This is a genomic window from Pseudomonas sp. Tof1 (genome assembly GCF_055390395.1).
This window is the reverse complement of record NZ_AP024344.1, coordinates 6,702,570-6,727,407: the sequence shown is the minus strand read 5'-3', so window position 1 is coordinate 6,727,407 and position 24,838 is coordinate 6,702,570. Positions and strand designations below refer to the sequence as shown.

Sequence of the window (24,838 nt, the reverse complement as noted above, 5' to 3'; positions counted from 1 at the left end):
GATGGTCGGCTCACTGATCACGGGGAGCCCGCGCAGTCCGGGCAGAGGCGGGACCGCGTGGGCAATCTGCGCAATCAGGCAGCTTCTCCGACGCTCAGGATGGTCAGCAGGCCCTGGGCATGCTCGGCGGCATCGCGGCCCAGGCTGGTCAGGTAGCCACCATCGACCTGGGTGATCAGTTCCTTGTCGAACAGGCGTTTGGCGGCAGCGATGGCTGAAGGGGCGGCGGTCTGATGAATTTTCAGGCCCTCCTGGGAGCTTCCCAGGTTGAACAGTGCAAGGATTTCCAGTTCGGCAACCAGCTCAGGGGTATACGACATAAGGACTCCAGACTTTCAGGAATTATTATCGGGCGACGCACCACTAAGGTGATCCCACTTGCCCGGGCTGTCCAGTGCCGGGGCGTTTTCAGTGTAGACGGAGCGGGGATGGGTGTTGTTTTATCGGCCCTGTTCGCGGGCAAGCCACGCTCCTACAGGACGGAGCCGAACACAAATCTTGTGCTCGGCACGGACCTGTAGGAGCGTGGCTTGCCCGCGAATGGTCTCTGACGTCGCCGAAATCCCCTGAGGTTCATTCCTTTTCGGGCGGCAGCTCTGGCAAGGCGCGCAGGGCTGTTTCGTACCACTCGCTGTCGAACGGGCGATCGTCGTCGAGCATGGCGTCGATCTCCACCGCCAGTACATGGGCCATCAGGTTGAGGATCTCGTCGCGCTCGTAGCCGACCAGGGTCAGCTTGTTGAAGGTGGCCTTGGCGGCCGGCGGGTTGCCGCTTTCGATCTGGTTTTCGATGGCCTGGGTCAGGGTGGTCTCGGCGAACGCTTCGTCGTCGTTGTCGATATCGCTTGGCTCGCTCATGGCAGGCTCCTGTGGGTGAGGGCGCCAGTTTACCCGTATTGGGCGCCACGGTGCTGCTGGTCAATTTTTATCCAGTGCACTATAACTGCCTGCGCCCACCCCGCACGGCCTGGAGGCTCTGTGATGCTCAAGCTTTATGGATTTTCGGTCAGCAATTACTACAACATGGTGAAGCTGGCCCTGCTCGAAAAAGGACTGCCTTTCGAGGAGGTCGCTTTCTACCCCGGACAAAGCCCGGAAGCCCTGATGATCAGCCCGCGCGGCAAAGTACCGGTGCTTGGCGTTGAACAGGGCTACATCAACGAAACCACGGTGATTCTCGAGTACCTGGAAGACACCCAGGGCGGCCAGCCGCTGCTGCCGCGCGAGCCGTTCCAGCGGGCCCAGGTCATGGCGCTGGCCAAGGAGATCGAGCTGTACATCGAGCTGCCGGCGCGGGCCTGCTTTACCGAGGCGTTCTTCGGTATGCCGGTGCCGGAAGCGATCAAGGAAAAGACCCGTGGTGAATTGCTGCTCGGATTTGCCGCGCTCAAGCGCCATGGCAAGTTCGCCCCCTATGTGGCGGGCAGCGAGTTCACTGTGGCGGACCTGTATTTCCTCTACAGCGTCGACCTGGCCTGTGCGGTGGGTGGCAAGCTGTTCGGTATCGACCTGCTGGCCGACATGCCGCAGGCGAAGGCGTTGCTGGAGCGGTTGCAGCAGACCGAGCATGCCAGGCGGATCGCGGCGGACAAAGAGGCGGCGATGCCGGCGTTTCTGGCGATGATTGCGGCGAAGAAGTAGCTCTCCGACCTGTGGGGGCCGGCTTGCTGGCAGTCCGCCGAGGGCGGCCAGCCAGCACTCGTGTGGCGCCAGCTATCGCCAGCAAGCGTCCCGCCCCACCGGCTCCCACAAGGGTTGGACGGGTGTCCGGCTTCCTGGGGGCCGTCCAAACCGTGGGAGCGGGCTTGCCCGCGAACAGGCCCCACAAGTTCCGTGGGCTGGCGATCCGTTCCTAGCGGCTGGCGAGCAGGGCCTGGCCGCGGGCGACCGCAGCCTTGACCTGGGCCGGGGCGGTGCCGCCGATATGGTCGCGGGCATTGACCGAACCTTCCAGGGTCAGTACGGCGAACACGTCCTGTTCGATCTGGTCGCTGAACTGGCGCAGTTCCTCCAGGCTCATTTCCGCCAGGTCCTTGCCGGTCTCCACGCCGTATTTCACCGCATGGCCAACGATTTCGTGGCAATCACGGAACGGCAGGCCACGGCGCACCAGGTAGTCCGCCAGGTCGGTAGCGGTGGAGAAACCGCGCAGCGCCGCTTCGCGCATCACCGCGTGGCGCGGCTTGATCGCCGGGATCATGTCGGCGAACGCGCGCAGCGAATCGCGCAGGGTGTCGGCGGCGTCGAACAGCGGCTCCTTGTCTTCCTGGTTGTCCTTGTTGTAGGCCAGCGGCTGGCCTTTCATCAGGGTCAGCAGGCCGGTCAGCGAGCCGAACACCCGGCCGGTCTTGCCGCGTACCAGTTCCGGCACGTCGGGGTTCTTCTTCTGGGGCATGATCGAGCTGCCGGTGCAGAAGCGGTCCGGCAGGTCGATGAATTGGAACTGCGCGCTGGTCCACAGCACCAGCTCCTCGGAGAAACGCGACAGGTGCATCATCGCGATGCTGGCCGCCGAGCAGAATTCGATGGCGAAGTCGCGGTCGGAAACGTTGTCCAGCGAGTTGCCGCCCACGGCCTCGAAGCCCAGCAGCTGCGCGGTGTACTCGCGGTCGATCGGGTAGGTGGTGCCGGCCAGCGCGGCGCTGCCCAGGGGCATGCGGTTGGTGCGCTTGCGGCAGTCGACCAGGCGCTCGTAGTCGCGGCTGAGCATCTCGAACCAGGCCAGCAGATGGTGGCCGAAGGTCACCGGCTGGGCGGTCTGCAGGTGGGTGAAGCCGGGCATGATGCTCCCGGCCTCGCGCTCGGCCTGTTCCAGCAGGCCTTTCTGCAGGCGGGTGATTTGCGCCAGGATCAGGTCGATCTCGTCACGCAGCCACAGGCGGATGTCGGTGGCGACCTGGTCGTTGCGGCTGCGCCCGGTGTGCAGCTTCTTGCCGGTGATGCCGATGCGGTCGGTCAGACGCGCCTCGATGTTCATGTGCACGTCTTCCAGGTCCACGCGCCAGTCGAAGTGGCCGGCCTCGATTTCGCCCTGGATGGTGGTCAGTCCGTCGATGATGCTGTCGCGCTCGGCATCGGTCAGCACGCCGACCTTGGCCAGCATCGTCGCGTGGGCGATCGAACCCATGATGTCGTGGCGGTAGAGGCGCTGGTCGAACGTGACGGAGGCGGTGAAGCGGGCGACGAAGGCGTCGACCGGTTCGCTGAAACGGCCGCCCCAGGACTGATTGGTCTTGTCGGTGCTCATGGATTCGCTCGTGATCTGCTGAAGATGGATTGCCGGAAAAATTGTTGCCGATCATAGCAGGGTTGCTCCGGCTGGGGCTGACACCGGTCGTGCGGTTTTTATTTCGACCGAATCGGTCGCATGGCTTGTCGTCGACAGCACAGACGTCGACACTGGGGGTATGCCAACCTCACGAACGAACACCGGGCGTGATGCGCCCGCGACACCGGAATTCTTCCTGCCGGAGCTCTGCCTGCCCGAAGCGCTGCTGGTGCTGGTGGTATTGGCCGAGCTGCTGGTGATGGTGCTGGTGCTCAGCGAACCGATGCCCGCCGGCTTCGATTGGGTGCGCCTGGCCCTGACGTCGCTGTATGTGCAGTGGATCGTGCTGCTCTCGGCGGCCGTGCTGTGCGCCGCCCGGGCCTGGCTGGCGCGCCTGCGCCCCGGCGTGGCCGGGGTATTGTGCTGTCTCCTGGTGGTCGGGCTGACACTGGCCTGCACCGCGCTCACCGAATACTTTTCCCTCGTCGCCACCCAGGCCGACAGCGGCAGCCCCGGCCGTTATCTGCGCCATGCGCTGATCAGTCTCATCATGTCGGCGCTGATGCTGCGCTACTTTTACCTGCAGAGTCAGTGGCGGCGCCAGCAGCAGGCGGAGTTGCAGGCCCGGCTGGAGGCCTTGCAGGCACGGATCCGCCCGCACTTCCTGTTCAACAGCCTGAACAGCATCGCCAGCCTGGTGGCGAGCGACCCGCGCCAGGCCGAGCAGGCGGTGCTGGACCTGTCCGATCTGTTCCGGGCCAGTCTCGCCAAGCCGGGAAACCTGGTGACCTGGCGCGAAGAACTGGAATTGGCGCAACGATATTTGTCGATCGAACGCTATCGTCTCGGCAACCGTCTACAGTTGGACTGGAGGGTCGGCACAATTCCGGAGGATTTGCCGATCCCGCAACTGACCTTGCAGCCTTTACTGGAAAACGCTCTGATCTACGGCATCGCTCCGCGTGTCGAAGGCGGGGTGGTCAGGGTCGAAGCCGACTATAGAGAGGGGGAGTTCGTATTGTGTATCAGCAATCCCTATGACGCCGCCGTGCAGCAGGCGTCCAACGGTACTCACCTGGCACTGGTGAACATTGGTGCACGACTTGCGGCACTTTTTGGGCCTCGCGCTAGTCTTAGCGTGGATCGCCGTGACGGCCGTCACTTCACCTGTCTACGCTATCCTTGTGCGAGACTCACTCAGGAATCCAGCGCAATATGAATGTCCTGATCGTTGATGACGAACCCCTGGCCCGCGAACGCCTGACCCGTCTGGTCGGCGAACTCGAGGGTTACAGTGTATTGGAGCCCAGCGCCACCAATGGCGAAGAGGCATTGGCCCTGATCGACAGCCTCAAGCCGGATATCGTCCTGCTCGACATCCGCATGCCCGGCCTCGATGGCCTGCAGGTGGCTGCGCGCCTATGCGAACGCGAAACACCGCCAGCGGTGGTGTTCTGCACCGCCCATGACGAGTTCGCCCTGGAAGCCTTCCAGGTCAGCGCGGTGGGCTATCTGGTCAAGCCGGTACGCCCCGAGCATCTGCTCGAAGCCCTGAAGAAGGCCGAGCGGCCCAACCGTGTGCAACTGGCCGCGTTGACCCGGCCGGCGGCGGAAAGCGGCAACGGGCCGCGGACCCATATCAGCGCGAGGACCCGCAAGGGCATCGAGCTGATCCCCATCGGCCAGGTGATCTACTTCATCGCCGACCACAAGTACGTGACCCTGCGCCATGAAGGCGGCGAGGTGCTGCTCGACGAGCCGCTCAAGGCCCTGGAAGACGAGTTCGGCGAACGCTTCGTGCGCATCCACCGCAACGCACTGGTGGCCCGCGACCGTATCGAACGCCTGCAGCGCACGCCCCTGGGACACTTCCAGCTGTTCCTCAAGGGCCTCAACGGTGATGCACTGATCGTCAGCCGGCGGCATGTCGCCGGTGTGCGCAAGATGATGCAGCAGCTTTAACCCGGGGCTTGCAACAGGCCCCGGGGTTCATCCGTCCGCTGTTCCAGGCCAGGGAGGCTGCGGACTTCCTGATACAAGTCAAAGCTGGCCGGGCTGAACTGTTATTATCTGCCGTATCTATTCAGTACGGACCGTTCCATGTCTTCTCGCGAAATCCGCATCGCTACCCGTAAGAGCGCGCTCGCCCTGTGGCAGGCCGAATACGTCAAGGCCCGCCTGGAACAGGCTCACCCGGGGTTGCTGGTGACCCTGGTGCCGATGGTCAGCCGCGGCGACAAGCTGCTCGACTCGCCCCTGTCGAAAATCGGTGGCAAGGGCTTGTTCGTCAAGGAGCTGGAAACCGCCCTGCTCGAGAACGAAGCGGACATCGCCGTGCACTCCATGAAAGACGTGCCGATGGATTTTCCCGAGGGGCTGGGCCTGTTCTGCATCTGCGAGCGTGAAGATCCCCGCGACGCCTTCGTCTCCAATACCTACGCCAGCCTGGACGCCCTGCCGGCCGGGGCGGTGGTCGGCACGTCGAGCCTGCGCCGCCAGGCCCAGTTGCTGACCCGCCGGCCCGACCTGCAGATCCGCTTCCTGCGGGGCAACGTCAATACCCGCCTGGCCAAGCTCGACGCGGGTGAATACGACGCGATCATCCTGGCGGCGGCGGGGCTGATTCGCCTCGGCTTCGAAAACCGGATCAGCTCGGCCATCAGCGTCGAGGACAGCCTGCCTGCGGGTGGCCAGGGAGCCGTGGGCATCGAATGCCGCAGTGCCGACCACGAGATCCATGCGTTGCTCGCCCCCCTGCACCACGCGGACACTTCCGTGCGGGTCACGGCCGAGCGGGCGCTGAACAAGCATCTCAACGGCGGCTGTCAGGTGCCGATCGCCTGCTACGCGGTGCTGGAAGGCGGGCAGGTCTGGCTGCGCGGCCTGGTCGGCCTGCCGGCCGGCGGCCTGCTGCTGACCGCCGAGGCCCGCGCCCCGCAGGCAGACGCCGAGGCCCTGGGCGTGCGGGTTGCCGAGGACCTGCTGGGGCAGGGCGCCGATGCCATTCTCAAGGCGGTCTACGGCGAGGCCGACGGCCAATGAGTGGCTGGCGCCTGCTGCTGACCCGGCCGGCGGACGAGTCGGCCGCGCTCTCGGCGACTCTGGCCGAAGCCGGAATTTTCAGCAGTGCCCTGCCATTGCTGGCGATCCAGCCGCTGGTCATCGAAGGTGCCGAACTGAGCAAGATTCTCGAACTGCCTTTCTATGCGGCGGCGATCGTCGTCAGCAAGCCGGCTGCGCGCCTGGGCCTCGACCTGGTCGACCGCTACTGGCCGCAGCCGCCGATGCTGGACTGGTTTACCGTGGGCGCCGCGACGGCGGGCCTGCTGGACGACTATGGCCTGCGCGTGCACTACCCGGCCGAAGGGGACGACAGCGAAGCCCTGCTGGCGTTGCCAGCCTTGCAGGAGGCGTTGGCCCAGCCCGAACCGAGGGTGCTGATCCTGCGTGGAGAGGGCGGACGTGAACTGCTGGCCGAGCGTTTACGCGCCCAAGGTGCTAGTGTCGACTATCTGGAATTGTACCGCCGCCTCCTGCCCGAATACGCCGACGGCACCCTGACCCGGCAGATTCAAGCGGAACGCCTGAACGGGCTGGTGGTCAGCAGTGGACAGGGTTTTGACCACCTGCGACAGGTGGCGGGAGCGGATTGGCCTGAAGTGGCCCGGTTGCCGTTGTTCGTTCCAAGCCCGCGGGTGGCGCAGATGGCCCGTGCCGCCGGGGTGGAACATGTTGTGGATTGTCGTGGTGCCAGCGCCACGGCCTTGCTGGCGGCGTTGCAGGAGTACCCTGTGCCCGCTTTCTGAATGCAAAGGATGGACACGTGAGCGATACAGCCTTGCCAAAAGAACAAGCTCAACCGGCGCCCGAGACGCCGGCCAAACCGCCGGCGGCGCCTGTCGAGCGCCGTGGCAACGGTCTGGCGATCCTTGCCCTGCTGCTGGGGGCCGCCGGTGTGGCAGCCGGTGGCTGGGGGATCTGGCAGGTGCGCAACCTGCAGGCCAATCACCAGCAGCAGAGCGGGCAACTGCAGGACCTGGGCAACCAGGCGCAGTCGCTCAAACTCAGTGAACAGCAACTGTCCGCGCGCCTGGACCAGTTGCCGGCTGCCTCCGAACTGGAGGACCGGCGCCGCCTGGTGGCGCAGTTGCAGGGCGACCAGCAGCGACTGAGCCAGCGCCTGGAAAGCGTGCTGGGGGCCAGCCGCAAGGACTGGCGCCTGGCCGAGGCGGAGCATCTGCTGCGCCTGGCCACACTGCGCCTGTCCGCCTTGCAGGACGTGACCAGTGCCCTGGCGCTGGTCCAGGGTGCCGACGACATCCTGCGTGAGCAGAACGACCCGGGTTCGTTCGCCGCCCGTGAGCAACTGGCCAAGAGCCTGGCGGCGCTGCGCAGCACCGAGCAGCCGGACCGCACCGGGTTGTTCCTGCAACTGGGCGCACTGCGCGACCAGGTTGCCCAGCTCAACGAACTGGCGCCGGAATACAAGGATCGTGGCGACTCGTTGCTGGGCCTGACTTCCGATGGCGATGGCGCCAGCCGCTGGGCCCAGTGGTGGGACGAGATCTCGCGCTACATCCGCATCGATTTCAACGCCAACAAGAACATCCGGCCGCTGCTGGCCGGGCAGAGCCTGACCCAGGTCCGCCTGGCCCTGAGCCTGGCCCTGGAGCAGGCGCAGTGGGCGGCCTTGAACGGCCAGGCGCAGGTGTACACCCAGGCCCTGACCGAGGCCCGTGACGTGTTGACCGGCAGCTTCAACCCGGACAATCCGCAGAGCAAGGTCATGGTCGAGCAGCTCGCCGAACTGAGCCGCAAGCCGGTGACGGTGCTGACACCTGATCTCGCCGCGACCCTGGGCGCCGTCCAGGCCTACCTCGAGCGGCGGCACGTGGAAACCGAGACGCCGGTACGCGGCGAGGCGAAACCGGCGCAGGAGACCAGCCCATGAAGCGATTCATCGCCATTGCCCTGCTGGTCATCGCCGTTGTCGGCCTGGTGGGGTACGCGATTTACCGGCATGCCGGCTACGTGCTGATCGCCTATGACAGCTTCCGTTACGAATCCAGCCTGTGGGCGTTCCTCGCCGTGCTGCTGGTGTTGTGGCTGGTCTATCGACTGCTGAAATTGCTGGTCGGTCTGGTCACGGCATCCAGCTCGGCGGCCAATCCCTGGTCCCGGCGCAACCGCAGCCGACGCGTCCAGCTGGCCATCGAACACGGCCAGATGGACCTCGCCGAAGGCCGCTGGGCCAGTGCCCAGAAGCATCTGCAGCGCGCCGCCGAGGCTGAGCGCCAGCCGTTGCTTTATTACCTTGGCGCGGCGCGCGCGGCCAACGAGCAGGGCAAGTATGAGGAATGCGACAGCCTGCTGGAGCGGGCCCTGACACGCCAGCCGCAGGCCGAACTGGCGATTGCCCTGAGTCACGCGCAGTTGCAGGTCGACCGTGGCGATACCGATGGGGCCTTGGCTACCCTGCAGGCGATGCACGATCTGCATCCCCACAGTGTCCAGGTGCTGCGGCAGTTGCAGCGTTTGCACCAGCAGCGTGGCGACTGGTCGGCGGTGGTCCGGCTGCTGCCGGAGTTGCGCAAGGACAAGGCCCTGCCGCCCGCCGAACTGGCGGAACTGGAGCGACGTGCCTGGGGGGAAAACCTGAGCCTGGCGGTGCGCCGTGAGCAGGATGGTGAAGCCGGGCTGAAATCCCTGGAGCGCGCCTGGCAGCAGTTGTCCGCGGCCCAGCGCCAGGAGCCGCAACTGGTGCTGGCCTATGCCGAGCAACTGCGTCAGCTGGGGGCGGACGGCGAGGCCGAGGAGGCTTTGCGTACGGCGCTCAAGCGCCAGTACGACAGCCATCTGGCCCGGCTCTACGGCCTGTTGCGCGGGCGTGACCCGGTGCGCCAGTTGCAGACCGCCGAGGGCTGGCTCAAGGAGCATCCGGGCGATGCCAGCCTGCTGCTGACCCTGGGCCGCCTGTGCCTGCAGAACAGCCTGTGGGGCAAGGCGCGGGATTACCTGGAAGCCAGCCTGCGGGTGCAGCGCAATCCGGAGGCCTGTGCCGAGCTCGCCCGGTTGCTGGCCCAGTTGGGCGATACCGAGCGCAGCAACCAGCTGTTCCAGGAAGGTCTCGGCCTGCTGGATGAGCGCCTGCTCGCGCGGCCGCTGCCGGTTCCGGTCAGCGCCTGACGGCGGCAAGGGACGGGGCGCCTGTGGTGGGCGTTCCGTCCCGGACACGCGGCCTATTTCCCTGTAATGCCTTGATACCGAAATCCTACTTGCCACGTAATGGTTTCATCGGACGCCTATCGGTAATTCCTTACAGGCTTGAGGAATTATCTGCGCTGGCTTGCCTTGAAAGGGCCGCGGCCTTTCCTCTACCGTAACTGCCTGTCTCTCCTGTTACGGAATAGCCATGTTCCTGGCCCGCTCACGTTCTCTGTTCTCCCTGGCCTTCCTGGCAGCGGCGCCGGTCATGGCGGCTTCGTTGTACCTGGAGTATGGGGTGGGACTGGAGCCTTGCTCGTTGTGCCTGGTCCAGCGGCTGTTCCTCGCCGGCTTCTGCCTGGTCAGCCTGTTGGGCGCATTGCACGGGCCGGCGCGAGTCGGCTGTCGGGTGTATGGCGCGCTGGGCCTGCTGTTCGCCCTGGCCGGCGCGGCGACCGCGGCCCGTCAGGTCCTGCTGCAGCAGGTACCGCCGGAGGAGTTGATGATCTGCCAGCCCGGCCTGCATTGCCTGATGGAGCAGGTATCGCCGTTGCAGGCGCTGCAACTGATGTTCCGGGCCACCGCCGAGTGCGCGCAGATCCATTGGACGCTGTTCGACCTGAGCATTCCCGAGTGGAGCCTGCTGGCCTTTGTCGGCATGAGCCTGGTGGCGATCTACCAGATGATCGGCCCGGTTCTCGGTGGTTGGCGCGGTGCCTCGCGCGACCGATAGTCGCCCCCGCGGATTAAACGCTTGTATGAACTTTCTCGTCTGCGTACCTTGAAGCAGGTGTCGTGCGGGCATAATCTGGCCCGCACGCATCCAACGCAAACAAGGTTGCCCTGTTTGGCCAAGTCAGGATCCTCGGTGGGTACGAGGTGTCGGGCGGCATGACCCTGAAGGGAAGAAATCACCATGCTCGAAAGTTGTCAGAATGCCCAGGAACGCTGGGGCGGAGTCCATCTGCTGATCGATCGCTGGTTGCAGCATCGCCATGAACTCGTGCGGGCCTATGATGCGCTCGGCGCCGAGCCTGGAGCCCTGGCGGACAGTCGCCAGCCGTTGCAGGAGTTCTGTGGGGTCCTGGTGGACTATGTGTCGGCCGGACACTTCGAAATCTATGAACAGCTCACCAGCGAGGCCAAGGCCTTTGGCGACCAGCGCGGGCTGAAACTGGCCGATACCCTCTACCCCCGTATCGATGTGATCACCGAAAAACTGCTGGCCTTCAACGATCTGTGCGACGCCGGCAAGTGCGTGGCGGAGAAGTTCAAGGAACTCGGTGGCCTGTTGCATGAGCGCTTCGAGCTTGAGGACTGCCTGATCGAAGTGCTGCACAACGCCCACAAGGAAGAGGCCGTCGCCCAGGCTTGAGCGGTAATGGGCAGTCCCTGAAGACGGTGCGCATGGCGCACCGTTTTTCGTTTCAGGCCAGGTTCAACTGGCGACGCCGAGCAGTTCGATATCGAAGACCAGCGGGGTGTAGGGCGCGATCAGGTCGCCGGCACCGTCCGCACCATAAGCCTGTGCCGACGGCAATACCAGGCGCCATTTGGCCCCGACCTGCATCTGTGGCAGGGCGCTGCGCCAGCCATTGATCACACTGTCCAGGCGAAACCACTGCGGCTGGTCGTTCTGGTCGAAGACCGTGCCATTGGGCAGGTGCCCGACATAGCGCACCTGGACCCGTCCGTTGGCGGCAACCTTTTCGCCGGTGCCCGGTGTCAGCTCGGTCACCAGGATACCGTCGGCCAGTTCGCGGACACCTGGCTTGGCTTTCTCTTCGGCGAGGAATTTCTTCTCGGCCTCGAGTGCGACTTCGCTTTGCGGCTTGGTCGAATCGTCGGCGGCCTGCGCTTCGTGGGCGGCGAGGATCTGTTCGATCCGTTCGTTCGCGAGTGCCAGCGGCTTGCCCTGATAGGCCTGTTGCAGACCCTCCACCAGCGCCTTGAGTTGCAGGTCCGGCACCTCCTGGCGCAAGCGTTCGCCCAGGCTGGCGCCGAGGCTGTAGGCGAGGTCATGGGCGTCGTCGGCTTTTCCCTCCGTTGCGCCGTGGGCCAGCGGCAGAACAAGACACAGCGACAGCATTAGGTAACGCGACATGGCAACTCTCCGACCTGAGACCCGACGGATTATGCCAGTGCCGCACGCCGGTTGTGGGGCTGCGCGAATGATCCCCGAGAACATTTTTTGCCGCATGCAACGTCGGCCCTCCAATACTGTCAACATGCCCTAGCGGCGGTAGTCACAGAAGGTCTAGTATGAGCCGCACTCACGTCAGCCAGGAGGTAAACCATGTCGGCCACCAAGAAGCCTGTAAATACTCCGTTGCACTTGCTCCAACAACTGTCGGGCAGCCTGCTCGAGCATTTGGAAAACGCTTGCTCGCAAGCCTTGGCTGATGCTGAAAAACTGCTCGCCAAACTGGAAAAACAACGCGGCAAGGCTCAGGAAAAACTGCACAAGTCGCGCACCAAATTGCAGGACGCCGCCACTGCTGGCAAAGCCAAGGCGCAAGCCAAGGCCAAGGCCGCTATCGGTGAGCTGGAAGAGCTGCTCGACAAGCTGAAAACCAGCCAATCGGAAACCCGCGCCTACATCCTGCAACTCAAGCGTGATGCACAGGAAAGCCTGAAGTTGGCGCAAGGCGTTGGTCGTGTGAAAGAAGCCGTGACCAAGGCGCTTTCGACCCGTGAAACCAAACCGGCCGCACCGGCCAAGGTCGCTGCCAAGCCTGCCGCCAAGCCAGCCGCGAAACCTGTCGCTGCTAAAACTGCCGCCGTCAAACCTGCCGCTGCCAAGCCTGCTGCCGCCAAGCCAGCTGCTGCTAAAACGGCTGCTGCCAAACCCGCTGCGAAACCTGCCGCTGCCAAGCCTGCTGCCGCCAAACCCGCTGCGAAACCGGCTACTGCCAAGCCAGCTGCCGCCAAACCAGCCGCGAAACCTGCCGCTGCCAAGCCTGCTGCCGCCAAACCCGCTGCGAAACCAGCTACTGCCAAGACTGCTGCCGCCAAACCCGCTGCGAAACCGGCTACTGCCAAGACTGCTGCCGCCAAGCCCGCCGCGAAACCGGCTACTGCCAAGCCAGCTGCCGCCAAGCCCGCCGCGAAACCGGCTACTGCCAAGCCAGCTGCCGCCAAGCCCGCCGCGAAACCGGCTACTGCCAAGCCAGCTGCCGCCAAGCCCGCTGCGAAACCGGCTGCTGCCAAGCCAACGGCCGCCAAGCCCGCGGCGAAACCCGCTGCTGCCCCTGCCGCAGCCAAGCCGGCCACTCCGGCAGCCGCTCCTTCGGCTTCGGCTCCAGCGACTGCCGCTGCTCCTGCTTCGGCCCCTGCCGCGCCAGCGACCACACCGGCCGCCAGCAGCACCCCTACCAGCGCTTCCTAAGCCTGGCTCACCACGACGCGCAGCTGGTGCAGCGCGTCGTGGTTCAGGTGCGCCGCTTCACCGGCCGCACTTTCCAGCCACACCGCCAGATCATCGGCCGCTTCCCTTGGCCAATCCCCGCTCAAGGCCTCCAGGCGCGACAGCAACTGCTGCTCGGCTTCCAGTTCGAGGGCCTTGATCCGATCACGCAACCTCTTCAGTTCGCTGTCCTGCAGGGCCATGGCCCGCCATTGCCCGCGCAGTTGCCGCAGGGGCTGCACCACCTGTTCGTGCCAGGGGTGCGCGACCCGCCGCAAGCCCTCCAGCCGCCCAGGCGCGTACTTCACGCCGCGTACTCCGAGCCAGGCCGCGCAGAGCAGCAGGCAGACATTCGCCCCATGCCCCTGCAGCGCCAGGCAGGTTCCTTCCACGCCAGGCTTGGCGTAAATATCCAGGGAAAACGTCCACAGGTCAGCATGCATGGTGAGATCCGCGCCAGTTGCGAGGGAAGCTGGTAGACTCCGCCGCCATTATGATTCGACTTCAGAACCTGACTTTACAGCGTGGCCCGCAGCGTCTGCTAGAAGACGCCGAGCTGACCCTGCACGCCGGCCAGAAAGCCGGCCTGATCGGTGCCAACGGCGCCGGCAAATCGAGCCTGTTCGCCCTGCTGCGTGGCGAGCTGCACCCGGACTCGGGTGACTGCTTGCTGCCGGCCGATTGGCGTATCGCCCACATGCGCCAGGAGGTCGATACCCTCGAACGCCTGGCGGTCGACTATGTGCTCGACGGCGACGTGCGCCTGCGTCAGGTGCAACGCGACCTGGCTGCCGCCGAGGCGGCCCAGGACGGTTCGGCGCTGGCCCGCCTGCACTCGGAACTCGACAGCGCCGACGGTTATACCGCCGATGCCCGTGCCCGCAAGTTGCTGGCCGGCCTGGGTTTCACCAACGAGCAGATGGATCGTCAGGTCGGCGACTTCTCTGGTGGCTGGCGGATGCGCCTTAACCTGGCGCAGGCACTGATGTGCCCGTCGGATCTGCTGCTGCTCGACGAACCGACCAACCACCTCGATCTCGATGCGATCATCTGGCTGGAGGAGTGGCTCAAGAGCTACCCCGGTACCCTGCTGCTGATCTCCCATGACCGTGACTTCCTCGATGAAGTGGTCGATCACGTGGCCCATGTCGACCAGCGCAAGCTGGTGCTCTACCGCGGCGGCTATACCGCGTTCGAGCGGGCCCGTGCCGAGCGCCTGGCGCAGCAGCAACAGGCCTACGAGAAGCAGCAGGCACAGCGTGCGCACATGGAAAGCTACATCGCCCGCTTCAAGGCCCAGGCCACCAAGGCCCGCCAGGCGCAGAGCCGGATCAAGGCCCTGGAGCGGATGGAGGAGCTGTCGGCGGCCCATGTCGATTCGCCGTTCGACTTCACCTTCCGCGAGTCGCACAAGATCTCCAGCCCGTTGCTGGACCTCTCCGATGCGCGCCTGGGCTATGGCGAGAAGACCATCTTGGAGAAGGTCAAGCTGCAGCTGACTCCGGGGGCGCGGATCGGTCTGCTAGGCCCCAACGGCGCGGGCAAGTCGACGCTGATCAAGAACCTCGCCGGCGACCTGTCGCCCCTGTCGGGTCGCCTGACCCGTGGCGAGAACACCGTGGTCGGCTACTTCGCCCAGCACCAGCTCGACTCCCTGGATTCCAAGGCCAGCCCGTTGCTGCACCTGCAACGCCTGGCGCCGACCGAACGCGAGCAGACCCTGCGCGACTTCCTCGGCGGTTTCGATTTCCGTGGCGCGCGCATCGACGAGCCGGTACTGAATTTCTCCGGTGGCGAGAAAGCCCGGCTGGCCCTGGCGTTGATCGCCTGGGAGCGGCCGAACCTGTTGCTGCTCGACGAACCGACCAACCACCTGGACCTGGAAATGCGCCTGGCGCTGACCATGGCCCTGCAGGAGTTCAGCGGTGCGGTGCTGGTGGTTTCCCACGACCGCCATCTGCTCAAGAGCACCACCGACAACTTCTTCCTGGTCGCCGACGGCAAGGTCGAGGAGTTCGATGGCGACCTGGATGACTATGCCCGTTGGCTGGTGGAGTATCGTCAGCGCAGCGCACCGGTCAGCAGTGCGCCGGTCAACCCCGACAAGACCGACAAGAAGGCCCAGCGTCAGGCCGCCGCAGCCCTGCGTCAGCAACTGGCACCGCACAAGCGTGAAGCGGACAAGCTCGAAGCCGAGCTGGGCAAGCTGCACGAGCGCCTGGCGACGGTCGAGGCGAGCCTCGGCGACAGCGCACTCTACGAAGCCGCCCGCAAGGACGAGCTGCGTGATCTGCTGGCCGAGCAGGCCAAGCTCAAGGGCCGTGAGTCCGAGCTGGAGGAGGCCTGGATGGCGGCCCTGGAACTGCTGGAAAGCATGCAGGCGGAACTGGAGGCGTTGTCCTGACGGACGCGCCCTCGCTGCTTCAAGAAAACGGTGGTCAAGTTCACGCCTTCGGATTAGCTTAGAGGTTTGTTACAACTCTTATCCGAGGTGCGTGATGCTGCTTGAGACATGGCTGGCCTTTTTCGCTGCATGCTGGGTAATCAGCCTGTCTCCAGGGGCGGGCGCCATCGCCTCGATGTCCAGTGGCCTGCAATACGGCTTCCTGCGTGGCTACTGGAACGCCCTCGGCCTGCAACTGGGACTGGCGGCACAGATCGCGGTCATCGCTGCCGGTGTCGGGGCGATCCTGGCGGCATCCTCTACCGCCTTCTACGCCATCAAGTGGTTCGGTGTGGTCTACCTGGTCTACCTCGCGGTCAAGCAATGGCGTGCGCTGCCCAGCGACATGACCGAAGAGGCGACGATCCGTTCGGTCGGCAAGCCGCTGACCCTGATGTTCCGCGGTTTCCTGGTCAACGTCAGCAACCCCAAGGCCCTGGTGTTCATGCTCGCGGTACTGCCGCAGTTCATCGACCCCCATGCGCCGCTGGTACATCAGTACCTGATTCTCGGGGTCACCATGATCGCTGTCGACATGATCGTCATGGCCGGCTACACGGGCCTGGCGGCCAAGGTCCTGCGCCTGCTGCGCACGCCACGGCAGCAGCGGCGGATGAACCGGACCTTTGCCGGGTTGTTCGTGGGTGCGGCGGGCTTCCTGGCGACCCTGCACAAGGCCACCACCTGAAACGCGGGCGAGGCAAAGAAAAAGGCGACCTTGATGGTCGCCTTTTTTGTCGCGTCTGGAACTACTGCAGAACCCTGGCCGGTTCATCCGGTGGCAGGTTGTTGCGTTGCAGTGGCGGGCGCGAGTCCGGAGACATGTCCGGACCACCCAACTGCAGGCTCAGTTGCCGTGCGACATCTTCGCCCAGGGATTTCGACACATCGCGTACCACCCGCGGGCGGTTCAGCGACACGCGGATATCCCGGCTGTTGACCAGCTTGGTGTCCTGGCCTTCGCCCATGGCGGTGAACGCCGAGGTGATCTGGTAGGTACGGGTGTTGATCAGGCTGAAGTCGCCCACCAGGGTCAGGCCCAGCACCGCCGAGTAGCTGTTGGTGTTGGCCAGTTCATTGATGTCCTGGGTGAAGTCGATATCCGATACGGTGCCGAACAGCACGTAGTCGGCCCCCTTGAAGCTGCCGCCCTTGATCCGCTTGATGACGTCGTAGACGTCACCCTTGGAGTTGGACGTATAGGGCGTGCCCTGGACCAGCTGGAACATGCCGCTGCGCAGGATCTCACCCTTGATGTCGCCGGTGAACTTGCGCAGTTCGCCCTGCTCGATGTAGCTGCTGCGGCTTTCGTACTCGTCGTAGCTCGCCGAGCCGGACGAACCGTAATAGCCCTGCTGGAAATTGCCGCGTGCCGAGACGCTGCGGATGTACTGCTCCACCTTCGCCTGATACGCGAGGTCCGCCACCGCGACTTTCGGCGCGGCCTGTACGCCAAAGGCCCAGGCCAGGCCGATAATGCCAATCCATGCTCGCATAGCTTAACGCTCCGTGGTTTTGCGGATCTCTTTCTCGTCCATCCATTCGGCCAGGCCGCTTTCGACGTCGATCAGTTGCAGGCTGAACTTGTAGAACACGTCCTTGTAGTCGCTGCTGCGCTTGACGATCGAGCTGATCGAGCCTTCCAGGCGGTACTTGGCGGCGATCATGTTGCCGGTCTTGCTGATGGTGCTCTTCTTGTACAGGCCGCTCTGGTTCTGCAGCTTGAGCTGGTCGACCTGGCTCTGCATCTCGGTGTTGTCGCTGGCGAAGCGGGCAGTACCGGATTTCATCAGCTGGGTCTTGATCGAGGTGGTGATCTCGCGGGTGTCGATGTATTCGCTGGTCTTGTTCTTCACGTCATACACCTGGACCACCGGGCGGCCTTGCAGCACGCCGGACTGGGCCAGGGAGCGGGTCATGGATTCGGCGATCATCTGCAGGTCGGTGGAGCCGAACTCGTTGGTGACCAGCTCGACAGCCTTGGTATCCCCGTAGCTGATGTTCTTGCCGCCGAGGACCGGCGAAGTGTTCTGGGCGCAACCGCTGGCCAGCAGGGCAACGACGGCGAGGAGCGAAAGGCGTGCAAACATGGAGAGGTTCTCTTCAAAGGGGCGCAAGGGATGGCTTCGCGTCAAGGCGTCTTGACTTCGAGGCGGAAGTCGACGGCCTTCGGCGTCGGCGCGATGGCGGGCAGGAAGGTGCTCTGGGCGCCATACAGGCTCAGGGTCTTCCAGGCTTCCTCGTCGGCGATCGGGAAGCCGTCGTTGCCCAGCCAGGCAAAGCGGTAGTACATCATCTTGTTCTTGGTGCGCGTATTGCTCAGTTGCACCTTCACGGTCAGGAAGCCGTTTTCCCGGGCAACGCGGATGGCGCCGACCTGGATGTCTTTCATTTCGCCCATGACGACGATCTTGCTCGCGGCGCTGCCCGGCGCCGGTGGTGGCGCAGGGGTTGCACAGCCGGCCAGCAGGGCCAGGGCAACGACAGCGGTCAGTTTGAAACGCATGGAAAAAGACTCCGTTCTCAAGGTTGTTTGATACTGGCCACGGCGGTCGGGCTGGTGCTCGGGATCCGCTGGGCCGCCAGGCCGCTGGTGAATACCTGGTTGCCGATGGCCCGCAGGCTGATCACCTGGTAGTGCCGATCGACGTTGATCCTGACCAGCGAACCGCCAGCGGCGCTGGGCAGCGAGACCTGGTGCTCGCCCTTCTTCAGGCGCAGGCGGACCACCTGGGTGGTGTCCGGCAGGGTGCGCCAGGTGCGGGTATCGGCGCCCTCTAGCACGGCGGAAGTGATGCCCACGGCCAGGCCCGCGATCGGGTTGACCTTGTTCAGGTTCTTCTGGGCGATGCCGCGGCTGATGGCCCGTACGCTGGTACGCAGGATGATGCCCGGCATGTCGTCGCGCAGGGCGCGGCTGGACATGGCGGTGGTGCTGTTGAGGGCGGTCAGGTTGACCTGCTGGCCATCGACGCCGATCTGGCCGAAGCCGGGGGTCGAGGTGTCGGCCTTGATGATCGGGAACGACAGCGGGGTGATCACCACGTTGTCGGAGATCAGCAGCGGCAGCGGGATGCGGATCGAGTCGCGGGCCGGCGCCAGGCCGCTCTGCACGACGATCAGGATATCGCTGTCATCGTCCTTGCCGGCCGGCTTGTCGAGATTGACCAGGGCCTGTTCGAGCAGCGGGGTGTTGGGGCGCAGTTCGGCCGCCTGGCGATAGCCCGGCGCGGCCAGGTCCTTCTCGCCCAGCGCTTCATAGATGTAGCCGGCGAGGTAGTGGCTGAAGGCGCTCTGGTAGCTGTTTTTCAGGCTGACCACTTCGGGCGCGTCCAGGCTGGCCACCGGGTAGCCCTTGAGGTCCTTGTACTGGGTCTTGATGCCTTGCTTGTCGGCTTCCTCTTCGCGCTTGAGGTATTCCTTGTCGCGTAATTCGGCGATCACCGCTTCGCGTTCGTGGGTCTTCTTGATCGCGGTGCGGGCGCTCTCGAAGTCGTTGGTGGCGAGGAAGTTCAGCGCCATCTGGGTGGTCAGCATGACCTTTTCGTAGTCGTAGCCTTCGTAGCGGCGGACCTTGTCGTTGACCAGGAAGCTGCCGAACTGGGCGGCATACCTGGCGTAGTCGACCTTGACCGCATCCTCCCACTGGCCAACGACCTGGTCGGCGCTGTTCCAGGCCTGCTGGCTGCCGGTGATGTCGCCCTTGGCCCGCAGCAGTTCGCCTTTCTCGAAGTAGTACAGCAGGTCACGGTCTTCGCCGGTGTTGTTCTTCTCCAGCAGCGACAGCGCCGCGTCGACATTGCCGGAGGCCAGTTGCTGGTTGGTCTGCGCCAGCTCACCGTCGTAGTTGCGGAACACCGAGCAGCCGGACAGCAGGGTCACGGCCCCAAGGGCGATAAGAAGGCGGGTGCTGGGTGTCATGAGCGACATCTTCCCTGATGGTGAAAGCAGCCGGAGGGCGGGTCTGGCTGGATGAACCCATTGGCAGGGCAGGCTACCCTAACAATTCCTCATTAAAAGAGGAGCTTTTATTGCGTTTGCCCATAACGCCGGCGCGGCATTATAGGCGGCGAGTGCTGGCTATGTAATGGCTTTTTTGCTCCAAAATGGTGGCTCATTACCGCGTCGAGCGATGACGGCGCCTGACCACGTTAAAGGGGGCGGGTTGTGGCGTCGACGTGTCGGGGGAGGAAGATCGCGTAGGAGTCCGCGTCTGTCTGCGCAGGTCGGATCCGGGAGTTGTAGGGTGATTGCGCAACTGTCGTGGCCTGCGCCTGGGTGTCCTACCCACGTGCAGGAAACTTCAGGGTTTCGCCGGGGACGAGTGAATCGCGTAGCCGCTGGCGAATACCCGCGGCAGATCGAGCAACTGCCCATCAGGCGGCAGAGCGGCAAGGGAGTGAACAGGCGCCAGGCCGTGGTTTTGACTCTCTTCCTGGCGGGCGTTCGGAGCGGCTATTTGTCTGTTTGCACCGCGTAATGCTTGAGTGAGGCGCGGTGAGAGGGAACAATATGTTACTTCGCATTTCCATTTAGGTCGTTTCAATGATTGTTCCCACGCGTTTCCTGGCCTGGCTGATGCTGCCGATGTTCGTCCTATGCAGCTCCAGCCTGCTGGCGAATACGGTGGAAGGCGCTCCCCAGGCCCTGCACCTGATCGATTACATCGGCGCGGACTACCCGGCCACGGTGGCGGATGGCAAGGTCATCGACGAAACCGAATACCACGAGCAACTGGAGTTCCTCAGCGCGTTGCAGAAGCTGGTCGTCGCGTTGCCGGCCCGTGCCGAAAGGGCGGAGCTGGAGCAGGGCGTTGCCGACCTGCGCAAGGCCATCAGCGAACGCCAGGAGGGCTCGCTGGTGGCGCGTCAGGCCCGCCAACTGGGCGCCAGGCTGGCCGTGACCTATGAGGTCAGCCAGGCTCCGGCCATTACCCCGGACCCGGCCCGCGGTGCGCCGCTTTATGCCCAGCAATGTTCGGTCTGCCATGGCGAAAGCGGGGCCGGCGACGGCCCGGCGGGCAGCGGCATGACGCCGCCGCCGGCCAACCTGCGTGACGCCTCGCGACTCGATCGCCTGAGCCTGTACGGCATCTACAACACCCTGACCCTGGGTGTCGAAGGGACGGACATGCCGTCGTTCGCCGATCAGCTCGACGAACGCCAGCGCTGGGACCTGGCGACCTACATCGCCAGCTTCAGTGCCGCACCGGTGGCGCAGACCGACAAGACCTACAATATCGCCGACCTGGCGCGCCAGACGCCCAGCGAGATCCAGGCCGCCGAAGGCGACGAGGCCGCGGCGCTGTTCCGCGCCCAGCGGGCCCAGCCGCCGCAGGTCAAGCGGGGGCCATCGCAACTGCTCGACTACACCGCGACGACCCTGGACAAGAGCCTGGCCGCCTACCGCGCCGGCGACCGCGAGCAGGCCTACGACCTGTCCGTGGCGGCCTACCTGGAAGGCTTCGAACTGGTCGAAAGCTCCCTGGACAACGTCGATGCCAACGTGCGCAAGGACACCGAGAAGTCGCTGATGGCCTATCGGCAGTCCCTGCAGGACGGCCTGCCGGTGGAGCAGGTCGAACAACGCCTGGCGTTCGCCAAGGACAAGCTCAAGACGTCTGCCGGTCTGCTCGGCAACGATGGCCTGAGCCAGTCGCTGAGCTTCATCTCCGGCCTGCTGATCCTGTTGCGCGAAGGCCTTGAGGCGATCCTGGTGCTGGCGGCGATCCTGGCGTTCCTGCGCAACACCGGCCAGCAATCGGCGGTGCGCAGCGTCAACATCGGCTGGGGCCTGGCCCTGCTGGCGGGGGCCGGCACCTGGGCACTGGCGGCCTACGTGATCGACGTCAGCGGCTCCCAGCGCGAACTGCTCGAAGGCTGCACCGCGCTGTTCGCCAGTGTGATGGTGCTCTGGCTCGGTGTGTGGATGCACGATCGCCGGCATGCCGCGGCGTGGCAGGACTACATCAAGAGCAGCCTGGTCGGTGGCGGCGGTCGTTTCGGTTTCGCCGTGCTGGCGTTCTTCTCGGTGTATCGTGAACTGTTCGAAGTGATCCTCTTCTACGAAACCCTCTGGCTGCAGGCCGGCCCTGCCGGGCACAGCGCGGTGCTGGCCGGCGGGGCGACGGCGCTGGTGCTGCTGGTGGGCCTGGCCTGGGTGATCCTGCGCGGTTCGGCGAAATTGCCGCTGGCGCTGTTCTTCGGCATCAATGCCGGGTTGCTCTGCGCCCTGTCGGTGGTGTTCGCCGGCCACGGCGTCAAGGCACTGCAGGAGGCCGGGATCTTCGGTACGCGGCCGGTGGCATTCTTCGACTTCGAGTGGCTGGGCATTCACGCCGACGCCTACTCGTTGGGTGCCCAGGTCGTCGCGTTGCTGGCGATCATCGTGCTCTACGGCCGTAGCCGGCTGGCGGAGAAGCGCCAGTTGCAGGCGTCCTGAGCATGCGCGTGTGGATCGATGCCGACGCTTGCCCACGGATCGCCCGTGACCTGGTGGTGAAGTTCGCCCTCAAGCGGCAGTTCGAGGTGGTGCTGGTGGCGGGGCAACCGCAGCCCCGGCCACCCTTCGCCTGCGTGCGGCTGATCGTGGTGCCCAGCGGGCCGGATGCCGCCGATGACTATCTGGTGGAGCATGCGGTGGCGGGGGAACTGGTGATCTGCAGCGATGTACCGCTGGCCGATCGCCTGGTGAAAAAGGGCGTGGCGGCACTCGATCCCCGGGGCAAGCCGTTCGACGAGCAGAACATGGGCGAGCGGCTGGCGGTGCGCAACCTGTTCACCGAGCTGCGCGAGCAGGGGCAGGTCGGCGGTGGCCAGGCGCCCTATGGCGAGCGCGAGAAGCAGGCGTTCGCCAATTCGCTGGATCGGATCCTGACCCGGCTCGCTCGCGCCACCTAACCTTCCTGGGCCAGTTCCAGCACCCGGTCCACCAGCTTGTTGATCCCCGCCGCCGCTTCGCCAATCGACCGGGCGAGCATGTAGGCGGGGGTCGTGACCAGCTTGCGGGCCTTGTCCTCGACAATTTCATCCACCGCGCACTCCTGGTGGTTGGCGCCCATGCGGCCCAGGGCCGCGGCGGTGTCGGCGTCGTTGCCGATGGTGCAGGTCACGCCCGGGCCGTAGATCTTCGCCGCCAGCGCCGGGGTGATGCAGATCAGCCCCACCGGCTTGCCGGCCTCGGCGAAGGCTTCGGCCAGCGCCAGGACTTCGGCCTGCACGCTGCAGCCGGCGCCTTCGATGGCAAAATTGGAGAGGTTCTTCGCCGCGCCGAAGCCGCCCGGCACGATCAGCCCGTCGAATTCCCGTACATCGGCCTCGCGCAGGTCGCGGACCTGGCCGCGGGCGATGCGTGCCGACTCCACCAGCACATTGCGCGACTCGGGCATTTCCTCGCCGGTCAGGTGGTTTATCACCTGCATCTGTGCGATGTTCGGGGCGAAGCACTGCACCTGGGCGCCACGCTGGTCCAGGCGCAGCAGGGTCAGCACGCTTTCGTGGATCTCGGCGCCGTCGTAGACGCCACAGCCGGATAGGATTACCGCGATTTTCCTGGTCATGTTGGATCTCCCGATGTCTGGCGTTAAATGTCTACCAATCTGGCATTCATTGTCAGCGGAATTTGCAGCGACTACACCTAATCTTGGGCCAATCGTTCCTCTTGGGTAGCGCCATGGACCTCATTCCTTATGCGATTCCGTTTTTCGTCGTACTGATCATCGTCGAGCTGCTGACCGACTATCGCCGCGGTACCCGCAACTATCGGGTGGCCGACGCGATCAACAGCCTCAGCACCGGCGTGCTGTCGACCACCACCGGCCTGCTGACCAAGGGCGTCGGCCTGGTGACCTACGCCGTGGCCCTCGACCACCTGGCGCTGTTCGATCTGCCGGCCGACAGCCCGTGGGTCTGGGTCATGGCCTTCGTGGTCTACGACTTCTGCTACTACTGGCTGCATCGCATGGGCCATGAGCGCAATATTCTCTGGGCCGCGCATTCGGTGCATCACCAGAGCGAGGACTACAACCTGTCCACCGCCCTGCGCCAGACCAGCACGGGCTTCCTGCTGAGCTGGATCTTCTACCTGCCGCTGGCGGTGCTCGGTGTGCCACTGTCGGTGTTCATCACCGTGGCGGCGCTGAACCTGCTCTACCAGTTCTGGGTGCACACCCGGCACATTCCCAAGCTCGGCTGGTACGAGTGGTTCTTCGTCACGCCGTCCAACCATCGCGCGCATCATGCGCAGAACCCTCTCTATATGGATCGCAACTACGGCGGCGTGTTCATTCTCTGGGACCGGCTGTTCGGCACCTTCCAGGAGGAGGACGACGCCGAGCCGGTGGTGTTCGGGGTGACCACGCCGCTGGCCAGCTGGAACCCGCTGTGGGCCAACCTGCAGTTCTACGCGCAACTGGCCGCTGACGCGCGGCGTGCCGAGCGCTACCGGGACAAGCTGCGTATCTGGTTCATGCCCACCGGCTGGCGCCCGGCGGACGTCGCGGCGAAGTACCCGATGACGAAGCATGACCTGGCGCACTTTCGCAAGTTCGAGGTGCCGCTGGAGCCACGTCAGCAGGTCTATATCGCCTTGCAGTTCGCGGTGTACGTGGCGCTGGGCAGCTACCTGATGAACTTCGCCGAGAAACTGCCCCAGGCGGCGCTGGTGCTCGGCTGGGCGGCGATGCTGCTGGGGCTGTTCGTACTCGGGGCGGGCCTGGAGAACCGGCCATGGGCGTTGAAGCTGGAGGTGATGCGGCTGCTGCTGAATGTGCCGTTGGCCTGGCTGGCGCCGCTGGTCGGGCTGTGGCCGGCCAGCCCGTTGGGCTGGATCGGCCTGCTCAGCTACAGCCTGCTGAGCGTGATCGGGCTCTACTGCAGCAGGGGGCGGGTCATTCGGCTGGCGGGTTCGTAGGGCCGGCCAGGGACTGTTCGGCCTCGGCCCTGCGGGCCAGGCGGGCGCTCTTGAAGCGCCGCCAGCTCCAGAGAACCAGGCCGACCAGCAGCAGGCCGCCGAGCACCCACAGCTCGTACTTCTTCACGCTGCCGAGCATGCCTTCGAGGATCGCCCCGAAGTGATAGGCGGCCGCCGCCAGGGCCGCGGCCCAGATGGCCGCGCCGATGCCGTTGAGCAGCAGGTAGCGCCCCGGTGGATAACCTGACAGGCCGATCGCCACCGGCATCACCGTGCGCAGGCCGTAGACGAAACGGAAGCTCAATACCCAGATGTCCGGATGGCGGCGGATATGTTCCAGGGCCCGGTCACCCATCGACTGCCAGCGCGGCTTGCGCGCCAGCAACTTGCGGCCGTGCTTGCGCCCCAGGAAGTACCACAGCTGGTCGCCGGCATAGCTGCCGAAGAACGCCACGATAACCACCAGGTTGATGTCCATGTATCCGCGAAACGCCAGGAAGCCTGCGAGTACCAGAATGGTCTCGCCTTCGAAGAACGTTCCGAGAAACAGGGCGAAGTAGCCGAAATCCTGCAGAAATTGTTGGAGCATTGTCTGGATGCTGGCGAA

General features: G+C 64.8%; 26 protein-coding genes. 15 read left to right on the top strand and 11 right to left on the bottom strand.

The features are described 5' to 3' along the window. Positions 1-74: 74 nt before the first annotated feature. Positions 75-320, bottom strand: coding sequence for a TIGR02647 family protein (locus ACZ5KU_RS30385; RefSeq protein WP_464736647.1), 246 nt, complete (start codon positions 318-320; stop codon positions 75-77). Between the two features lie 253 nt (positions 321-573). Further along, positions 574-858, bottom strand: a complete 285-nt coding sequence (locus ACZ5KU_RS30380; RefSeq protein ID WP_054059358.1) for a hypothetical protein — start codon at positions 856-858, stop codon at positions 574-576. 123 nt (positions 859-981) lie between these two features. On the opposite strand from ACZ5KU_RS30380, the gene ACZ5KU_RS30375 reads away from it, so the two are divergent. Beyond that, a complete protein-coding gene (locus ACZ5KU_RS30375; protein ID WP_054059357.1) occupies positions 982-1,641 on the top strand; it encodes a glutathione S-transferase family protein in 660 nt (219 codons plus the stop codon). 211 nt (positions 1,642-1,852) lie between these two features. On the opposite strand, the gene argH is transcribed toward ACZ5KU_RS30375, so the two are convergent. Continuing rightward, on the bottom strand, positions 1,853-3,247 hold the full coding sequence (gene argH, locus ACZ5KU_RS30370; protein WP_054059356.1) for an argininosuccinate lyase: 1,395 nt from the start codon (positions 3,245-3,247) through the stop codon (positions 1,853-1,855). 160 nt (positions 3,248-3,407) lie between these two features. Between argH and ACZ5KU_RS30365 the strand changes: the two genes are divergently transcribed. The 8 genes from ACZ5KU_RS30365 to ACZ5KU_RS30330 all read left to right on the top strand — a co-directional run bounded on the left by ACZ5KU_RS30365 (position 3,408) and on the right by ACZ5KU_RS30330 (position 10,847). Continuing rightward, the gene (locus tag ACZ5KU_RS30365; RefSeq protein ID WP_054059355.1) at positions 3,408-4,487 is read left to right on the top strand and encodes a sensor histidine kinase; all 1,080 of its coding nucleotides are present in this window, start codon (positions 3,408-3,410) and stop codon (positions 4,485-4,487) included. Beyond that, positions 4,484-5,230, top strand: coding sequence for a LytR/AlgR family response regulator transcription factor (locus ACZ5KU_RS30360; protein ID WP_054059354.1), 747 nt, complete (start codon positions 4,484-4,486; stop codon positions 5,228-5,230). The genes ACZ5KU_RS30365 and ACZ5KU_RS30360 overlap by 4 nt, the downstream gene beginning before the upstream one ends. Before the next feature lie 138 nt (positions 5,231-5,368). Continuing rightward, positions 5,369-6,310 carry a hydroxymethylbilane synthase gene (gene hemC, locus ACZ5KU_RS30355; protein ID WP_464736646.1) on the top strand — a complete coding sequence of 314 codons (942 nt, stop codon included), beginning with the start codon at positions 5,369-5,371 and terminating at the stop codon, positions 6,308-6,310. Continuing rightward, positions 6,307-7,074 carry a uroporphyrinogen-III synthase gene (locus ACZ5KU_RS30350; RefSeq protein WP_054063615.1) on the top strand — a complete coding sequence of 256 codons (768 nt, stop codon included), beginning with the start codon at positions 6,307-6,309 and terminating at the stop codon, positions 7,072-7,074. The genes hemC and ACZ5KU_RS30350 overlap by 4 nt, the downstream gene beginning before the upstream one ends. Before the next feature lie 17 nt (positions 7,075-7,091). Beyond that, positions 7,092-8,219, top strand: coding sequence for a uroporphyrinogen-III C-methyltransferase (locus ACZ5KU_RS30345; protein ID WP_054061395.1), 1,128 nt, complete (start codon positions 7,092-7,094; stop codon positions 8,217-8,219). Further along, positions 8,216-9,454, top strand: coding sequence for a heme biosynthesis protein HemY (locus ACZ5KU_RS30340; protein ID WP_054061394.1), 1,239 nt, complete (start codon positions 8,216-8,218; stop codon positions 9,452-9,454). The genes ACZ5KU_RS30345 and ACZ5KU_RS30340 overlap by 4 nt, the downstream gene beginning before the upstream one ends. A 226-nt stretch (positions 9,455-9,680) precedes the next feature. After that, positions 9,681-10,205, top strand: a complete 525-nt coding sequence (locus ACZ5KU_RS30335) for a disulfide bond formation protein B (protein ID WP_054061393.1) — start codon at positions 9,681-9,683, stop codon at positions 10,203-10,205. A 183-nt stretch (positions 10,206-10,388) separates the two neighbouring features. Next, positions 10,389-10,847, top strand: a complete 459-nt coding sequence (locus tag ACZ5KU_RS30330) for an Rsd/AlgQ family anti-sigma factor (RefSeq protein WP_054061392.1) — start codon at positions 10,389-10,391, stop codon at positions 10,845-10,847. 63 nt (positions 10,848-10,910) lie between these two features. Here ACZ5KU_RS30330 and ACZ5KU_RS30325 read toward each other — a convergent pair whose 3' ends face one another. After that, positions 10,911-11,576: an FKBP-type peptidyl-prolyl cis-trans isomerase gene (locus tag ACZ5KU_RS30325; protein WP_054061391.1), complete on the bottom strand. Its 666-nt coding sequence runs from the start codon at positions 11,574-11,576 to the stop codon at positions 10,911-10,913. A 192-nt stretch (positions 11,577-11,768) separates the two neighbouring features. On the opposite strand from ACZ5KU_RS30325, the gene ACZ5KU_RS30320 reads away from it, so the two are divergent. After that, positions 11,769-12,860, top strand: coding sequence for an AlgP family protein (locus ACZ5KU_RS30320; RefSeq protein WP_464736645.1), 1,092 nt, complete (start codon positions 11,769-11,771; stop codon positions 12,858-12,860). On the opposite strand, the gene ACZ5KU_RS30315 is transcribed toward ACZ5KU_RS30320, so the two are convergent. Continuing rightward, on the bottom strand, positions 12,857-13,321 hold the full coding sequence (locus tag ACZ5KU_RS30315) for a TIGR02444 family protein (RefSeq protein WP_054063612.1): 465 nt from the start codon (positions 13,319-13,321) through the stop codon (positions 12,857-12,859). The genes ACZ5KU_RS30320 and ACZ5KU_RS30315 overlap by 4 nt on opposite strands. A gap of 50 nt (positions 13,322-13,371) precedes the next feature. On the opposite strand from ACZ5KU_RS30315, the gene ACZ5KU_RS30310 reads away from it, so the two are divergent. After that, positions 13,372-15,282: an ATP-binding cassette domain-containing protein gene (locus ACZ5KU_RS30310; RefSeq protein WP_054058763.1), complete on the top strand. Its 1,911-nt coding sequence runs from the start codon at positions 13,372-13,374 to the stop codon at positions 15,280-15,282. A 94-nt stretch (positions 15,283-15,376) separates the two neighbouring features. Then, the gene (locus ACZ5KU_RS30305) at positions 15,377-16,009 is read left to right on the top strand and encodes a LysE family transporter (protein WP_017902613.1); all 633 of its coding nucleotides are present in this window, start codon (positions 15,377-15,379) and stop codon (positions 16,007-16,009) included. A 61-nt stretch (positions 16,010-16,070) separates the two neighbouring features. Here ACZ5KU_RS30305 and ACZ5KU_RS30300 read toward each other — a convergent pair whose 3' ends face one another. The 4 genes from ACZ5KU_RS30300 to ACZ5KU_RS30285 are packed head-to-tail and all read right to left on the bottom strand — an operon-like array spanning position 16,071 to position 19,242. Further along, positions 16,071-16,817: a penicillin-binding protein activator LpoB gene (locus ACZ5KU_RS30300; protein ID WP_054058764.1), complete on the bottom strand. Its 747-nt coding sequence runs from the start codon at positions 16,815-16,817 to the stop codon at positions 16,071-16,073. Positions 16,818-16,820: 3 nt separating this feature from the next. Continuing rightward, entirely contained in the window at positions 16,821-17,411 is a 591-nt protein-coding gene (gene lpoB / locus ACZ5KU_RS30295; protein ID WP_054058765.1) for a penicillin-binding protein activator LpoB, read from the bottom strand. A 41-nt stretch (positions 17,412-17,452) separates the two neighbouring features. Then, a complete protein-coding gene (locus ACZ5KU_RS30290; protein ID WP_054058766.1) occupies positions 17,453-17,827 on the bottom strand; it encodes a YcfL family putative periplasmic lipoprotein in 375 nt (124 codons plus the stop codon). 17 nt (positions 17,828-17,844) lie between these two features. Continuing rightward, entirely contained in the window at positions 17,845-19,242 is a 1,398-nt protein-coding gene (locus tag ACZ5KU_RS30285; protein WP_425357907.1) for a COG3014 family protein, read from the bottom strand. A 624-nt stretch (positions 19,243-19,866) separates the two neighbouring features. Here ACZ5KU_RS30285 and ACZ5KU_RS30280 point away from each other — a divergent pair. After that, positions 19,867-21,762: a cytochrome c/FTR1 family iron permease gene (locus ACZ5KU_RS30280; RefSeq protein WP_273825868.1), complete on the top strand. Its 1,896-nt coding sequence runs from the start codon at positions 19,867-19,869 to the stop codon at positions 21,760-21,762. A 2-nt stretch (positions 21,763-21,764) separates the two neighbouring features. Further along, positions 21,765-22,220, top strand: coding sequence for a YaiI/YqxD family protein (locus ACZ5KU_RS30275; RefSeq protein WP_054058482.1), 456 nt, complete (start codon positions 21,765-21,767; stop codon positions 22,218-22,220). Here the strand turns inward: ACZ5KU_RS30275 and elbB are convergent. Continuing rightward, entirely contained in the window at positions 22,217-22,879 is a 663-nt protein-coding gene (gene elbB / locus ACZ5KU_RS30270; protein ID WP_054058483.1) for an isoprenoid biosynthesis glyoxalase ElbB, read from the bottom strand. The two genes, ACZ5KU_RS30275 and elbB, sit on opposite strands and share 4 nt — an antisense overlap. A 113-nt stretch (positions 22,880-22,992) precedes the next feature. Between elbB and ACZ5KU_RS30265 the strand changes: the two genes are divergently transcribed. Then, entirely contained in the window at positions 22,993-24,231 is a 1,239-nt protein-coding gene (locus ACZ5KU_RS30265) for a sterol desaturase family protein (protein ID WP_464736644.1), read from the top strand. On the opposite strand, the gene ACZ5KU_RS30260 is transcribed toward ACZ5KU_RS30265, so the two are convergent. Further along, complete coding sequence (locus tag ACZ5KU_RS30260; protein WP_054058485.1) at positions 24,209-24,820, bottom strand: DedA family protein; 612 nt, start codon at positions 24,818-24,820, stop codon at positions 24,209-24,211. The genes ACZ5KU_RS30265 and ACZ5KU_RS30260 overlap by 23 nt on opposite strands. Positions 24,821-24,838 lie beyond the last annotated feature (18 nt).